Origin of the sequence: Agrococcus jenensis, from assembly GCF_003752465.1 — a bacterium.
In the GTDB taxonomy this organism is placed as follows: domain Bacteria; phylum Actinomycetota; class Actinomycetes; order Actinomycetales; family Microbacteriaceae; genus Agrococcus; species Agrococcus jenensis.
In genome coordinates this window covers 566,564-581,035 of record NZ_RKHJ01000001.1, presented here as the reverse complement: position 1 = coordinate 581,035, position 14,472 = coordinate 566,564, and the positions used below count along the sequence as shown (strand labels likewise).

The following is a 14,472-nucleotide window of genomic DNA, read 5'->3' as shown; positions in this document are numbered from 1 at the left end:
GGTGGACCGCCGCCATCCTAAGCCGCGATCGGGGGACTGGACAGCGGCTTTACAGCGCTGTACGTTGTCGGCACGGTGCCGCGTGCTGGTGCCCACTTGTTTTCAACGAGGAGGATCAAGTGCTCACGACTTCCCCGCGCCGCTCCCGGCGCACCACGGTCACGGTCGCGGCTGCCGCGGCCGTGGCGCTGCTCGCCGGCTGCAGCGCAGGACCGGGCGAGACGTCCGGCGGCGAGTTCACCGGCGAGTACGACGGCCCGGCCGTCACGCTCTCGTTCTGGAACGGCTTCACCGGCGGCGACGGCCCCTTCATGCAGGAGCTGGTCGACCAGTTCAACGAGGAGCACGAGAACATCACGGTCGAGTCGAACACCATGCAGTGGTCCGACTACTACCAGCGGCTCCCCGCGGCCGTGACCGCGGGCGAGGGCCCCGACGTCGGCGTCATGCACTTCGACCAGCTCGGCTCGAACGCGGCGCGGCAGGTCATCATGCCGCTCGACGACATGGCCGAGCAGCTCGAGCTCAGCGCCGACGACTTCACCGAGGCGGTCTGGGACGCCGGCGTCTACGCCGACGAGCGCTACGGCATCCCGCTCGACATCCACTCGCTCGCGATGTACTACAACACCGAGCACTTCGAGGCGGCCGGCATCACCGAGCCGCCGACCGACGCCGAGTCGTTCCAGGCCGCGCTCGACGCGCTGCAGGCCGCGGGCTACGAGACGCCGTTCTGGATGCCGTCGCGCTGGCCGGCGCACCTGATGTTCCTCACGCTCGACTGGCAGCACGGCGGCGAGCCGTACGCGGCCGACGGCACGGCCGCGACGTTCGGCGACGAGGCCGGGGTGCAGTCGCTCGAGTGGATGCGCAGCATGGTCGAGCAGGGCTACAGCCCCGCCGACGTGGCGCAGGACGCGCAGTACGTCGCCTTCAAGAACGGCGAGACGTCGATCACGTGGGACGGCATCTGGCAGTTCAACGACCTCGACGCGTCGGGCCTGCCCTACGCGGCAGCCCCCATCCCGGCCATCGGCGGCGAGCAGGCCGCGTGGGCCTCGTCGCACCAGTTCTTCCTGCCCCGGCAGGAGGACCCGGACCGCATCAACGCGGCGAAGGTCTTCATCGCCTGGATGAGCGAGCACTCGGCTGACTGGGCGCAGGCGGGCATGATCCCGGCACGCCAGTCGGTGCGCGACGAGGGCGCGCTCGAGGGCACGCCGCAGGAGCCGCTCGCCGAGTCGCTCGACGCCATGCGCTTCATCCCGACGACGCCGGGCATCGGCACGGTGCAGACCGAGACCGTCGAGGTCGCGGTCGCGGAGGGCGTCCTCGGGCAGGGCGAGCCCGCCGCGGTGCTGGAGGCCGCGCAGGGCACGGCGACGCAGCTGATGGAGGAGAACCTCGAGGCGTTCGGGGAGTGACCCGATGACCTCGACCAACCCAGCCGGCGTCCTCCCCGTTGCGGGGCGGGCGCCGGCCAGGCGGGGACTGCAGAGCCACGGGCGCGCGACGCCCTGGCTCTTCCTCGCGCCCTACCTGCTCATCTTCGGCGGCTTCGTCGCGCTGCCGGTGGTGCTCGGCCTCTGGATGAGCCTGCACCGCTGGGACTACACGCTGCCACGCAAGCCCTTCGTCGGGCTCGAGAACTACACCGACCTGCTCGATCCCGGATCGACGACGTTCGGGCCGTTCTGGCAGGCCATGCAGGCGACCGGCGTCTTCATGGCGCTCTCGGTGCCGCTGCTGCTCGTCGTGCCGCTGCTCGTCGCGATGCTCATGAACGGCCGCTTCCCGGGCCGGAACTTCTTCCGGGCCGTCTACTTCGCGCCGTACGTGCTCGGCGTCGCGGTCGTCGCGGTGCTCTGGCGCTACCTGCTCGACACGAACATCGGCCTCGTCAACTACTACCTCGAGCTGCTCGGCCTGCCCGGCGACACCGCGTGGCTCACGTCGACGATCCCGGCGTGGACGTCGCTCGTCGGCGTCACCGTGTGGTGGACGCTCGGCCTCAACGCCGTCATCTACCTCGCGGCCCTGCAGGACATCCCGGCCGACCTGTACGAGTCGGCGCGCATGGACGGCGCCAACGCCTGGCAGCAGTTCTGGGCGGTCACGCTGCCCGGCCTCCGCCCGGTGCTGATGTTCGTGATGATCAACACGATCATCGCGTCGGCGAACATGTTCGGCCAGTCCTTCCTCATGACCCAGGGCGGACCGGGCCGCGAGACCCGCACCGCGATCTACCTGATCGCCGAGGAGGGGCTGCGCAACTTCCAGATGGGCAGCGCCGCCGCCATGAGCTACGTGCTGACCGTCGCGCTCGTGCTGCTGAGCGTCATCGTCTTCTGGCTCTTCCGCGAGCGCAAGGAGAAGGAGTCATGAGCACAGCGACCGCGGCGCCGACGCCAGCACCGGGACAGGCGCCGACGCCGACACCGACGTCGACGGCGAGCCGGCGACGGCCGCCGAGGCAGCGCGCCGGCATGTGGGCGCGCTGGCTCGTGCTCGTGGTGATCGCGCTGCTCTTCATCAGCCCGCTCGTCTTCATGCTGCTCACGTCGTTCAAGACGCGGGCCGACGCGACGAGCCTGCCGCCGCAGTGGCTGCCGGAGGAGTGGACGCTCCAGGCCTACGAGTCGATCCTCGGCGCCACGGCCACCCCGGTGTTCACGTGGTTCCTCAACAGCATGCTCGCCGCGGCTCTGCACGCGGCGCTCGTCGTGGTCACCGCGACCCTTGCGGCGTATCCGCTCGCCCGCATGCAGTTCCGCGGCAAGGGCATCGTCTTCGGCGCGGTCATCGCGACGCTGCTCGTGCCGCCGGTCATCCTGATCATCCCGAACTACCTCATCGTGAGCGAGCTCGGGTGGCTCAACTCCCTCATGGCGGTCATCGTGCCGACGGCGGCGAGCGCGTTCGGCGTCTTCCTCATGCGGCAGTTCTTCCTGAGCCTGCCGCCGGAGCTCGAGGAGGCGGCGCGGCTCGACGGCGCGAACCCGTGGAGCACGTTCGTGCACATCATCCTGCCGCTCGCGAAGCCCGCGATCGCGACGCTCGCGCTGCTGGCGTTCCTCGGCAACTGGAACGACTTCCTGTGGCCGGTGTACGTGCTCTTCAACCCCGACGTGCAGACGCTCCCCGCCGGCCTCGCGACGCTGCAGTCGGCGAACGCGGTGCGCTACGACCTGCTCATGGCGGGCGCGGTGATCGCGTCGGCGCCGGTGCTGCTGCTCTACGTGCTGCTGCAGCGCTTCATCGTCGAGGGCGTCTCGCGGTCCGGGATCAAGGGATGACGCGGTCGCCTCGTCCGCATGCCTGGCTGGCGGGCGGGGCGCTCGCCGTCGCCGCGGGGCTGCTCGCCGGCTGTGCAAGCGGCCCGCCGCCCACCGAGCCGGTGCTCGCGGACGACTTCGCCGATCCGGATGTCGTGCAGACGGACGAGGGCTACTGGGCGTACTCGACCGAGTCCAACCGGCAGACGGTGCCGACTGCCTTCTCCGAGGATCTCGTGACCTGGGAGCGACGCGGCGACGCGATGCCGGAGCTGCCGTCGTGGGTCATCCCGGGCAAGACGTGGGCGCCGGAGGTGACGGCGCTCGCGCCGGATCGCTTCGCGCTCTACTTCACGGCGACCGACTTCGAGTCGGGCCGCCAGTGCATCGGCGTCGCGATCTCGGCAGAGGCAGGCGGCCCGTTCGAGGTGCAGGGCGACGGGATGCTCGTCTGCCCGGCGGAGGACGGCGGCGCGATCGACGCCTCGACGGCCGTCATCGACGGGCAGCGCTGGCTCGTCTGGAAGAACGACGGCAACGCCGTCGGTGTCGACACCTGGATTCAGGCGGCGCCGCTGACCGACGACGGGCTCGCGCTCGACGGCGAGACGGTGCGGCTCATCCGCCAGGACCAGGCGTGGGAGGGCGAGCTCGTCGAGGCACCGACGCTCGTCGTGCACGACGAGGGGCTCACGCTGCTCTACTCGGCCAACTCCTACGGCGGCGACCAGTACGCGATCGGCTACGCGACCGCGCCGTCGATGGACGGCCCGTGGACGAAGGCCGAGGAGCCGCTGCTCACCACGGCGGCGACCGGCGACGAGGTGCGGGGCCCGGGAGGGCAGGACGTCGTCGGGGCGCCGGATGGCTCGGCGCGGCTGATCTTCCACGGCTGGGACCCGAGCTACACCTACCGATCGCTGCACGTCGCGCCGCTCGAGTGGGACGGGCTGGAGCCGGTCGTCGGCATCGGCTGAGCGCGCGAGCGCGCGGTCCTGAGGGCTGCGCGCTCGCGCCTCCCGACGCCGGCTCGGCGGGTCCGCAGAAGTTTTGCTAGGGCGTGGAGCCCATGACCGCTAGGGTGGAGGAGGCGCAGGACGATTCTTGTTCTGCGCTTTTCGCGTGGCTCAGGCCACACAGCAAGATTGAAGGAATTATGGCAACCGGCACCGTCAAGTGGTTCGACTCCGGCAAGGGCTTCGGCTTCATCGCTCCGGACGACGGCGGCAAGGATCTGTTCGCTCACTACAGCCAGATCCAGTCCAATGGCTTCAAGACCCTCGAAGAGGCTCAGGCAGTCGAGTTCGAGATCGTTGAGGGCAACAAGGGCCCGCAGGCTGCGAACATTCGCCCCCTGTGAGGCTGGTCGCGTCCTCGTGACGCGGCTCGATTCGCGCTGACGGCCAGGGATCAGGTAGTCTGATCCCTGGCCGTTCGGCCAAGCGCCCGTAGCTCAACGGATAGAGCATCTGACTACGGATCAGAAGGTTGGGGGTTCGAATCCCTCCGGGCGCGCACTGTGTTGAGACAGTGAAGAAGGCCATCTGCGGAAGCAGGTGGCCTTCTTGGTTTCCGCGGGTGTCCGACCCTGTCCACCTGCTCAGCAGCGCTGCCATCGACAGGTTCCAGCGCCATGCGTTGGCCCCCATGCCCGGCTTGCCCTCGCTGGACGATGTCGGCGTGCTGACCCTGGGGAGAGGCGAGTCCCGGCTCAGTCGGACCGCCACGCCCCTCCGAGCGTCGAGCGTCGCGGGATCAGCCTCGGCTGGACGACGGCCGTGCGCTTCGCGGCATCGGGGTCGAGCATCCGCTCCAGCAGGAGCTCCGCGGCGATCTCGCCCATGCGCTCGGCTTGCTGACTGACCGTCGTCACCGGGATGTCGCTCTCGGCCGCGAGGTGGTTGTCGTCGTAGCCGGTGATGGCGATGTCCTCTGGCACGGTGAATCCTCGCTCTCCCCGGAGGACCTGGATGAGCCCGATCACGAGGAGGTCGGAGGCCGCGACGATCCCGTCGTACTCGCCGGCGCCCGCAGCCAGAATGCGATCGCCGATGGCACGACCGTGCTTCACGGTGAGCCCTCGGGTCTCGATGACACTCATCGTCACGCCCGTCGCGGCTGCGGCTGCGGCGAGGGCACCGTCTCTACGGTCGCGCACCGCCGCCAGGAACGATGGCCCGCCCACGAAGAGCAGTCGCTTGCGGCCGAGCTGGATGAGGTGCTGTGTTGCAAGCGCCCCACCCGCGCGCTCGTCCACGGAGACGCCCGAGTACGGCTGGCCAGCCGACTCGAAGTTGACGAAGACGGTGGGGGCTCGCGTCGGCAGCTGTCCCGCGCGCGCGAGCGGGGTGTCGAGCGGTGCGAACAGGATGCCGGCGACGCGCGTCCGCTCCATCAGCTCGAGGTTGTGGCGCTCCCGGTCGACATCGACGTCGGAGTTCACGATGACGACGTCGTGTCCGCTCTGGCGCATCACGTGCTCGGCCCCTCGGGCGATCTCGACGAACAGGGAGTTGCCGAGGTCGGCGACCACGAGCCCGACAGCCGTCGAGGTGCCGGCGGCGAGCGACCTGGCGGAGTCGTTGCGGACGAAGCCCATCTCGGCGATCGCAGCGAGCACGTTGCGGCGCGTGGTCTCGCGCACCCGCTCCGGATGGTTCAGCACGTTCGAGACGGTGGCGATCGAGACGCCGACCCGAGCCGCCACGTCCGCCATGCTCGGAGCGGTCGCTGCGCGGCGGTCGTCGGCTGCGGGCACGGCGGCATCCTTCCTCAGTCGCCCTCGCGTCGTCGCGAGGGACGCTCGCAGTCAAGCATCGTGGGCGCCCTCGCGCAAGATTGAAGCGTTTCATCGATTTATCGATTGCCGCTTGACAACTCGGTCCGGAGGGCCTTTCCTGTGTCTTGAAGCGCTTCAATGATGAGGCGTCACATTCGAGGAGGAATGGTGTTCACAGCATCACGGCGGCGCGGGGCCATCCCTGTGCTCGGACTCGTCGGCGCCGCTGCGCTGACCCTGACCGCCTGCAGCGGCGGCGGCACGCCCAGCGGCACGGAGGCGTCGTCCGGCAGCGACGGCGACTTCACCTACCTGGGGCAGACCCAGAACACGGTCATCTCCAGCACGCTCGAGTCACTCGCCGCGGACGCGTGCAGCGCCGCGGAGGAGACCGCTCCGCTGAGCGTCGACGCGATCGACGGGACGACGTGGGACCAGCAGCTCCAGGTGCTCGCGGGCAACAACGCGCTCTCGGACGTGAGCATGGCCGGGGGAACGCCGGCGCTCATGCAGGAGTTCATCGACGCCGGGCTCGTCGTGAACCTCAGCGAGGAGCTCGAGGAGCTGGGCGTCTCCGACCGCATCCTGCCGGCAGCCGCATCGACGATCCAGGCGCTCTACGACTCGGAGGACATCTACTCCCTGCCGACCGAGCTCAACATCGAGGGGTTCTGGTACAACACCGAGCTGCTCGAGCAGGCGGGGGTCACCGAGCCGCCGCAGACCTGGGACGAGCTCGCCGCGGCGGCAGAGGCCCTGCAGGCGGCCGGGATCCAGCCGTTCATCGCTGCGGGGCAGGACGGCTGGCCCATCACTCGGCTCGTCGGCAACTACATCTTCCGCTCGCTCGGCGCCGACGCGCTCCAGCGAGTCGTCGACGGCGAGGCGTCGCTGACCGACCCCGAGTACGTCGCCGCGGCTGAGGCCGTCGCCGCGCTGGGCGCCGAGGGCTACTTCGGCGACGCGGCCGGCTCGATCGACTACAACACGGCCATGAACCAGTTCCTGACCGGTGGCGGCGCGTTCTTCTACATGGGCAGCTGGGCGCTCGGCAACTTCAACGACCCCGAGCAGAACCAGATCGGCGTCGAGAACATCGGCTTCGCTCCGTTCCCCGCCGTCGAGGGCGGCGAGGGCAGCATCGACGAGGTCCCCGCCAACGTCGGGATCCCGGTGATGTTCACCACCAGCGGGTGGGACGACGGATCGGCGGCATGGCTGGAGTGCATCGCTCAGCACTACGGCGATGCAGCGCTGAGCGAGTCCGGCCAGGTGACAGGGTTCGTCGTCGACGAGGTGCCGGCCGAGCAGTCCGAGCTCACCACGCTCGTGCAGGACGTCATCACCGAAGCGCCGAGCAGCGTCCTCTGGTTCGAGGCGGCCTTCACCCCGGAGGGCACGAGCGTCAGCCAGACCAACGGTGGAGGCCTCGCGACCGGCAGCCTCTCGGGCCAGGAGTTCATGGAGCTCGTGCAGGCCGCCAACGAGGGCTGACCCTCCACCAGCCCCGATCGGGGCGGAGCCCTTCGCTCCGCCCCGATCCCACCTCACGGAAGTGATCCGCTCATGGAACGCATGCTCGGCGATTGGCGCGCGGTCGCCATCCTGCTCGGCCCGGCGCTCGCCGTCTACTCGGCAGTGATGCTCGTCCCGATCTTCTGGTCCACCGGCTACACGCTCTTCGAGGGCAACGCGATCCGGGGCTTCGAGTTCGTCGGCCTCGCGAACTTTGTCGAGTTCTTCGAGGACCCGACGGCGCTGCAGTCGGTCTCCTTCACGCTGCGCTACGCCATCGTGCTCACCGTGCTGCAGGTGGGAGCGGGCTACGGCCTCGCGCTGCTGTACGTGTTCGCGCTGCGGCGCGGCGGAGCGGTCATCCGCACGCTCGTCTTCTTCCCGGTGATCCTGCCGACCGTCGCCGTCGCGCTGCTGTTCCGGCGCTTCTTCGAGGCCGCCCCGGCGGTCGGGCCGGTCAACTCGCTCGTGATGTCGTTCGGCGGCGAGAACCCCGACTGGTTCGGCCAGCCCGACGCGTCCTTCTGGGTGATCATCCTCATGGACCTGTGGCGGTCGATGGGCTTCTACGCGGTGCTGCTGTACGCCGGCCTCGTCGAGATCCCCGACGAGCTGCTGGAGTCGGCGCGCATCGACGGCGCGAGCGGCTTCCGCCTCATCAGGTCGATCGTGCTGCCGCTGTCGCTGCCCGTCCTGCTCTCTGCGCTGATCTTCTCGATCAACGGCACCTTGAAGGTGTTCGACACCATCGTCGCGCTGACGAACGGCGGCCCGGGCACGGCCACGACACCGCTCACCGTCTACATGTTCCGCACCGCCTTCAGCTTCGGCGAGTACGGCTACGGCAGCACCATCGCCCTCGTCCTGACGCTCATGTGCCTGGTCGTAACCGTGTTCATCTTCCGGTCGACCCGACGCGACCTCACGAAGGGCTGACCCATGAACGCCGAGACCGCAGCGCAGCGACGGCACCGCCGTCCGCCCACCGATGCGCGAGCATCCCGCCGGCGCCGCGCGCGGGTGCGCTTCGTGCGCCGGCTCCCGCTCATGCTCGGGCTCGCCCTCCTGATCGTCGTCGTCGCGTATCCGCTCGTGTGGATGGTGCTGGGGTCCTTCAAGTCGCAGGACGAGTTCCTGAGCGAGCCGTTCTGGGCGCTGCCCCGGGAGTGGGGGTTCGACAACTACATCGAGGCCTTCGTCGGGGGCGGGCTCGGCACGTACATCCGCAACAGCCTCATCGCCGTGGTGCCGTCGCTGATCCTGATCGTGCTGCTCGGCACGGCGGCCGGCTTCGCGCTCGAGGTGATGGTGTGGAAGGGCCGCGGCTTCGTCCTGATGCTGTTCCTCGCCGGGATCATGATCCCGGTCCAGATGATCCTGCTGCCGCTGTTCACCATCTACTTCAACCTGCACCTGACCGGCACCCTGTGGCCGCTCATCATCACCTACACGGCCATCGGCCTGCCGCTGACCGTGTTCATGATGGCGACCTACTTCCGCTCCGTGCCGCGGGAGGTCTTCGAGGCCGCCACGATCGACGGGGCGAACGTCTACCGCCTGTTCTGGAGCGTCGGCCTGCCGCTCGTGCGGAACGCGGTGTTCACGGTCGGCCTCGTGCAGTTCTTCTTCATCTGGAACGACCTGCTCGTCGCACTGACGTTCGTCAACACGCAGGAGCTCAGGACGATCCAGGTCGGCCTGCTCAACTTCACCGGTCAGTACGGCGCGATCGACTACGGGCCGATGTTCGCCGGGATCGCCGTCAACGTCCTCGGCACCCTCGTGCTCTACCTCTTCCTCAACCAGCAGGTGATGAAGGGCCTCACCGCCGGATCCGTGAAGGGCTGACATGTCGACGATCACCGAGATCTGGCTGGAGAACCGCCGCGGCGGCAGCGCACTGGGCATCGACGAGAGCGCACCCCGCGTGACGGTCATCGCCGACGGGCCGGCACCCGACGGGTTCGTGCTGGAGCTCCTGCACGACGACGACAGCGTGGAGCGCGCGGAGGTCGACGAGGCGAGGCTCGTCGCGTGGCCGTTCCGAGCGCTCGAACCGCGCGCCGGGGGCAGGTTGCGCGCACGGGTCGGCGCGAACGGGCCATGGTCGTCACCGCTGAGGGTCGAGCGCGGCATCGCGGACGGCTGGCGCGTCGACTTCGTCTCGCCCTCGCTCAGCGCCTCGCCGGAGACTCGAGCGGCCCACCTCCTGCGCGCCGAGTTCGACATCGCCGCGCGCGGCATCGCCGTCGCCGACATCGTCCGGGCTCGCGCCTACGTGAGCGCGCACGGCGTCTACGAGCTCGAGCTGAACGGCGACCGGGTCTCCGACGAGCGCCTCGCGCCGGGCTGGACGTCCTACCGCCATCGCCTCCGGCACCAGACGTTCGACGTGTCGGGCCTGCTGCGCGGAGGCGCCAACGTGCTCGGGGCCTGGCTGGCGGACGGCTGGTACCGCGGACACCTCGGCTTCGACGGCGGGCTCTGGGACATCTACGGCACCGATGTGGCGCTGCTGCTCCAGCTCGACGTGGTCACTCGCGACGGGCGGCGCCATGAGATCCCGCTCACCTGGCGCCATCACGCGTCACCGATCCTGGCTGCCGGCCTGTACGAGGGCGAGTCGTACGACGCCCGCCTGCTGCCGCGCGGGTGGTCCGAGCCCGGCTTCGACGACATCGCGTGGATGGACGCTGCCGTGCTGGACCGCTCGCGCTTCGCGGCCGCCATCGAGCCCCCGACGGCGCCGCCGGTCCGCGAGACGGAGCGGCTGCGGCCCGTCGACGTCAGCCGCCGCGAGGGCGGTCGCATCCGCCTGGACTTCGGGCAGAACATCTCCGGCGTCCTCGCGATCCGGCCCCGCGCGCCTCGAGGCACCGTCATCCGCCTGCACCATGCCGAGGTCATTGAGGACGGTGAGCTCGGCACGCGGCCGCTGCGCGGCGCCACCTCGGTCGACAGCTACGTCTGCTCGGGCGAGGCGCCCGAGGAGTACACGCCGCGCTTCACGATCCACGGCTTCCGCTACGCGGAGATCGAGGGGTGGGTCGGCGAGCTGCGCACGGGCGACGTGGAGGCCCTCGTGATCCACACCGACATGCAGCGCACCGGTCGGTTCGCGAGCAGCAGCCCCGAGCTCGACCGCCTGCACGAGAACGTGGTGTGGAGCATGCGGGACAACTTCGTCGACGTGCCGACGGACTGCCCGCAGCGGGACGAGCGGATGGGCTGGACCGGCGACATCCAGGTGTTCGCGCCGACGGCGCTCCGACTCTACGCCGCGCACGGCGTGCTCACCGGCTGGTTGCGGGACGTGGCAGCGGAGCAGCACGACGACGGCCACGTGCCGCAGTTCGTCCCCTGGGTGGAATGCGGCTTCCCGAACCACCCCACCGCCGCGTGGGGAGACGCCGCGGTCATCGTGCCATGGGAGATGTACCGCAACGACGGCGACGCGACGATCCTCCGGGAGCAGTACGACAGCATGCGGGCGTGGGTCGACCTCGTCGATCGGCTCACCGGTCGGACGGGGCACTGGAGCGCGGGCTTCCAGCTGGGCGACTGGCTCGACCCGGCGGCCCCGCCCGAGCGGCCCGGGGACAGTCGCACGGATCGCTACCTCGTCGCGACGGCGTACCACGCGCGGACGGCGCGCATCATGGCGCAGGTCGCGGCCGTCCTCGGTCGCGAGGCGGACGCCGCCCACTACGAGGAGGTTGCGGCGCGCGCCGCGGCTGCCTTCCGCGATGAGTACGTCGCGCCGTCCGGGCGCGTCGTGAGCGACACCCCGACGTCGATCGCGCTCGCGCTGACCTTCGACCTGCTCGCCTCCGACGAGCAGCGACGATGCGCCGGCGACCGCCTCCTCGAGCTCGTGGCGCAGGACGGCTTCCACATCAGCACGGGGTTCGTCGGCACCCCCATCATCTGTGACGCGCTGATGGCCGCAGGAGGCCGCGATCACGCGTACCGGCTGCTCATGCAGCGGGAGCTGCCGTCCTGGCTGTACTCCGTCTCGATGGGCGCGACCACCATCTGGGAGCGCTGGGACAGCATGCTTCCAGACGGCTCGATCAATCCCGGCGACATGACCTCGTTCAATCACTACGCGCTCGGCGCGGTCGCCGACTTCATGCACCGCGTCGTCGCGGGGCTGGTTCCCGACGCGCCGGGATGGCGGCACATCCGCTTCGCTCCGCAGCCCGGCGGGGGCCTGCAGCACGCCTCGGCCAGCTACGACAGCGTGCACGGTCCCGCCGCGATCGCCTGGCGGCGCGACGGCAGCACCATCACGATCCGCGCGACGGTGCCGGCCGGCTCCTCCGGCACCGTCGTGCTGCCCGCCACGGGGGAGGAGGTCGCCGTCGGGCCGGGCGTCCACGAGATCGTCGCCCCATGCTGGTCTGCTGCTGATGACATCACCTCGAGCGAGCGGACCGACCCCGCACCGCCCTTGCACCGACCCACGATGGCCGAACGGAAGGCATCATGACCACGCGCAGCACGATCGCACCGGGCCAACCATGGCTCGACACCGCCGGCAACCGGATCCACGCGCACGGCGGGTCGATCATCACGGTCGACGGCGTGCACTACTGGTACGGCGAGAACAAGGAGCGCTCCACGCCCGGGAGCGGCATCTGGCACTGGGGCGTGCGCTGCTACTCGTCCACCGATCTCGTCGCCTGGGAGGACCGCGGGCTGATCGTGCCACCCGAGCTCGACGATCCAGACTCGCCGTTGCATCCGGGGCAGCTCGCCGATCGTCCGCACATCGTCTTCAACCCCGAGACGCGGAAGTTCGTGTGCTGGATCAAGGTGATGACGCGCGGTTCGGTGCAGCGCTCGACCGTGCTGACCGCCGATTCGATCCTGGGCCCGTACACGCTCGTGCGCTCCTGGCTGCGCCCGCTCGGGATGAGCGCCGGCGATTTCGACCTCGTCGTCGACCCGCATGACGGCAAGGGGTACTACTACTTCGAGCGGGTGCACTCGGAGATGATCTGCGCCGACCTCACTGACGACTTCACCGACGTCACCGGCTACTACTCGACGCACTTCCCGCAGCCCCAGCCTCCGTTCGTGCGCGAGGCGCCCGCGCACTTCGCCAGGGACGGCCAGCACTACCTGCTGACGTCGGGCACGACGGGGTACTACCCGAACCCGTCGGAGGCCGCGGTCTCGCCGAGCTACCACGGCCCGTTCACGGTGCTCGGCGACCTGCATCCGAGCGACAGATCGCGCACGTCGTTCCACTCGCAGATCTCGTCCGTCTTCAAGCACCCCGGCAAGCGCGATCTCTACATCGCGCTGGCAGATCGATGGCTGCCGCGCTACCTCGAGCACGGCGACCGAGCGCATCGCGCGTTCGTCGAGCACTTCGCGCCGGGGCGCGACGGCGACGAGCCGATGGAGGAGCTCGCCGAGGTCGACACCTCGCTGGCCGACTACGTGTGGCTGCCGATCGAGTTCGAGGGCCGGCGGCCGGTCATCCGGTGGCGCGACGAGTGGAGCCCGGATGAGTACGAGGACGCCTGATCTCCGGCGCGAGGCAGGCGAGACGACCGCTTCCTGCCTTCGCGCGCGGGACCGTGCTCGGCGAGGGTGATCGCTGTGCGCCTCCTGCCGACCACGGTGTCAGGCTGAAGTTGGCCTGGCGCATGAGCTGCCGATCGTGCACACACATCTCTGCGAGCCACGCGAGCGGGGATGAGCGCGGCCGATGTCCAACAACGGGTCCAGGAATCACGGCACGAGCAGGTGGCCATGGGTCGCGTGTGCGGCACGGGCAACCGGTACGGGCGCAGGACCGCGGAAGTCGCTCGATGCGCAACGGCCGCTAGAGGGCAGAAGGTTGGGTTCGAATCCCTCCGGGCGCGCGTTGTGTCGACGCAGCAGAAGGCCATCTGCGAGAGCAGATGGCCTTCTTGGTTCCTGCCGGGTTCGCGAGCGCGGAACGGCTGCTTTACCGCTTGCCCTTGAGCTGGATGGTCTGCTCGGCGAAGTACTCGGAGCAGAAGGCGGTCCCGCAGGCGACCGAGAACGTGATGCTCGCGGCCTTCCCGCCCTTGAAGAGCCCGTTGTCGCCGGAGATGTTCAGGCTCCACGGCTGCGCGGTGCCGTCGCACACCACCCCGGTGGCACCGAATCCGCGGATCAGCAGCCGCCCGACGCGCTGCGTCAGCTGCGCCTCCAGGAAGGCGACCTCTGCGTCCTCGCTGCACAGGAGGGTCCCGGAGAGGGTGGCGATGCCGGTCCTCGCGTCGAAGCGCCCCGTGCGGTCGACCGTGACCTCGAGGGTGGGCGGCGGGGGTGCGACGTCGACCACGAGCGACATGCTGCCGCCGTTGCCGCCGCCGTCCTGCTGGTCGTCGATGACGACGATCCAGTAGGTCTCGCCGGCCGTCGCCTGCCACATGGCGCCACCCGGGCCGCATGCCAGCACGGAGAAGGCCCCGGGTGATCCGGTCGCGACGAAGACGCCGGCCGAGTAGTCCGACGCTGACACGTCGGCGATGTAGGAGGCGTCGGCGGGCGCGGTGAAGCTGTACCAGACGCTGGCGTCCATCGCGGGAGCGCCGCAGACGTTCAGCTCGGCGTCGTCGGCGTCGGTGGTCGCTTCTGTCGTGTCGAGCGTCGTGCTGAAGGGGATCGCGGGGATCACCTCGGCGGCGGCGTACACGTCGTTCGACGGTGGTGCAGCGAGGGCCGGCGGCACGCCCAGCCCGACCGTCATGACCGCGGTGGCCGCTGCCAGCGCGAGCCCATGGAAGACCTTCATCGTCCTGTCCCCTCTCGGTGCAGGCGCGGCGCAGCTCTGAACGGCAGTGTCCGCGCTCTTGACGCGTCCCCCGCCGCAGTGTGGCGTGGGCCACGAGGCTGACGGTAGTGCGGGCCGACCCG

Annotated in this window: 12 protein-coding genes and 1 tRNA gene; 11 read left to right on the top strand and 2 right to left on the bottom strand. The window is 69.8% G+C overall.

Features of this window, described 5'->3' with window-relative positions:
* The first annotated feature begins 119 nt into the window (after positions 1-119).
* From EDD26_RS02835 to EDD26_RS02810, 6 genes are all read left to right on the top strand, one after another.
* Positions 120-1,424 (top strand): ABC transporter substrate-binding protein, encoded by a 1,305-nt coding sequence (locus EDD26_RS02835; protein ID WP_170165510.1) that lies wholly within the window; start codon positions 120-122, stop codon positions 1,422-1,424.
* 4 nt (positions 1,425-1,428) lie between these two features.
* Entirely contained in the window at positions 1,429-2,385 is a 957-nt protein-coding gene (locus tag EDD26_RS02830; RefSeq protein ID WP_123696318.1) for a carbohydrate ABC transporter permease, read from the top strand.
* A complete protein-coding gene (locus EDD26_RS02825; RefSeq protein WP_170165509.1) occupies positions 2,382-3,296 on the top strand; it encodes a carbohydrate ABC transporter permease in 915 nt (304 codons plus the stop codon). Before EDD26_RS02830 ends, EDD26_RS02825 begins: the two co-directional genes overlap by 4 nt.
* Positions 3,293-4,252, top strand: coding sequence for a glycoside hydrolase family 43 protein (locus tag EDD26_RS02820; protein ID WP_123696316.1), 960 nt, complete (start codon positions 3,293-3,295; stop codon positions 4,250-4,252). Before EDD26_RS02825 ends, EDD26_RS02820 begins: the two co-directional genes overlap by 4 nt.
* 179 nt (positions 4,253-4,431) lie before the next feature.
* Positions 4,432-4,635: a cold-shock protein gene (locus EDD26_RS02815; protein WP_092666090.1), complete on the top strand. Its 204-nt coding sequence runs from the start codon at positions 4,432-4,434 to the stop codon at positions 4,633-4,635.
* 82 nt (positions 4,636-4,717) lie between these two features.
* A tRNA-Arg gene (locus EDD26_RS02810) sits at positions 4,718-4,790 on the top strand.
* A gap of 196 nt (positions 4,791-4,986) precedes the next feature.
* Here the strand turns inward: EDD26_RS02810 and EDD26_RS02805 are convergent.
* Positions 4,987-6,033 carry a LacI family DNA-binding transcriptional regulator gene (locus EDD26_RS02805; protein WP_123696315.1) on the bottom strand — a complete coding sequence of 349 codons (1,047 nt, stop codon included), beginning with the start codon at positions 6,031-6,033 and terminating at the stop codon, positions 4,987-4,989.
* A gap of 189 nt (positions 6,034-6,222) precedes the next feature.
* Between EDD26_RS02805 and EDD26_RS02800 the strand changes: the two genes are divergently transcribed.
* The 5 genes from EDD26_RS02800 (at position 6,223) to EDD26_RS02780 (ending at position 13,107) form a co-directional block, all read left to right on the top strand.
* Entirely contained in the window at positions 6,223-7,548 is a 1,326-nt protein-coding gene (locus EDD26_RS02800) for an ABC transporter substrate-binding protein (protein ID WP_245989720.1), read from the top strand.
* 72 nt (positions 7,549-7,620) lie between these two features.
* Positions 7,621-8,505, top strand: a complete 885-nt coding sequence (locus EDD26_RS02795; protein WP_123696313.1) for a carbohydrate ABC transporter permease — start codon at positions 7,621-7,623, stop codon at positions 8,503-8,505.
* Positions 8,506-8,508: 3 nt separating this feature from the next.
* Positions 8,509-9,417 carry a carbohydrate ABC transporter permease gene (locus tag EDD26_RS02790; protein WP_123696312.1) on the top strand — a complete coding sequence of 303 codons (909 nt, stop codon included), beginning with the start codon at positions 8,509-8,511 and terminating at the stop codon, positions 9,415-9,417.
* A 1-nt stretch (position 9,418) separates the two neighbouring features.
* Entirely contained in the window at positions 9,419-12,061 is a 2,643-nt protein-coding gene (locus tag EDD26_RS02785; protein ID WP_123696311.1) for a glycoside hydrolase family 78 protein, read from the top strand.
* Entirely contained in the window at positions 12,058-13,107 is a 1,050-nt protein-coding gene (locus tag EDD26_RS02780) for a family 43 glycosylhydrolase (protein WP_123696310.1), read from the top strand. Before EDD26_RS02785 ends, EDD26_RS02780 begins: the two co-directional genes overlap by 4 nt.
* 427 nt (positions 13,108-13,534) lie before the next feature.
* On the opposite strand, the gene EDD26_RS02775 is transcribed toward EDD26_RS02780, so the two are convergent.
* Entirely contained in the window at positions 13,535-14,350 is an 816-nt protein-coding gene (locus EDD26_RS02775) for a DUF6299 family protein (protein WP_123696309.1), read from the bottom strand.
* Between the last annotated feature and the right edge of the window lie 122 nt (positions 14,351-14,472).

Bases quoted from the DNA above. Each gene is read 5' to 3' on its own strand.
- EDD26_RS02830 (WP_123696318.1), top strand. From the start codon at position 1,429: ATGACCTCGACCAACCCAGCCGGCGTCCTCCCCGTTGCGGGGCGGGCG.
- EDD26_RS02825 (WP_170165509.1), top strand. From the start codon at position 2,382: ATGAGCACAGCGACCGCGGCGCCGACGCCAGCACCGGGACAGGCGCCG.
- EDD26_RS02820 (WP_123696316.1), top strand. From the start codon at position 3,293: ATGACGCGGTCGCCTCGTCCGCATGCCTGGCTGGCGGGCGGGGCGCTC.
- EDD26_RS02815 (WP_092666090.1), top strand. From the start codon at position 4,432: ATGGCAACCGGCACCGTCAAGTGGTTCGACTCCGGCAAGGGCTTCGGC.
- EDD26_RS02795 (WP_123696313.1), top strand. From the start codon at position 7,621: ATGGAACGCATGCTCGGCGATTGGCGCGCGGTCGCCATCCTGCTCGGC.
- EDD26_RS02790 (WP_123696312.1), top strand. From the start codon at position 8,509: ATGAACGCCGAGACCGCAGCGCAGCGACGGCACCGCCGTCCGCCCACC.
- EDD26_RS02785 (WP_123696311.1), top strand. From the start codon at position 9,419: ATGTCGACGATCACCGAGATCTGGCTGGAGAACCGCCGCGGCGGCAGC.
- EDD26_RS02780 (WP_123696310.1), top strand. From the start codon at position 12,058: ATGACCACGCGCAGCACGATCGCACCGGGCCAACCATGGCTCGACACC.
- EDD26_RS02775 (WP_123696309.1), bottom strand. From the start codon at position 14,350: ATGAAGGTCTTCCATGGGCTCGCGCTGGCAGCGGCCACCGCGGTCATG.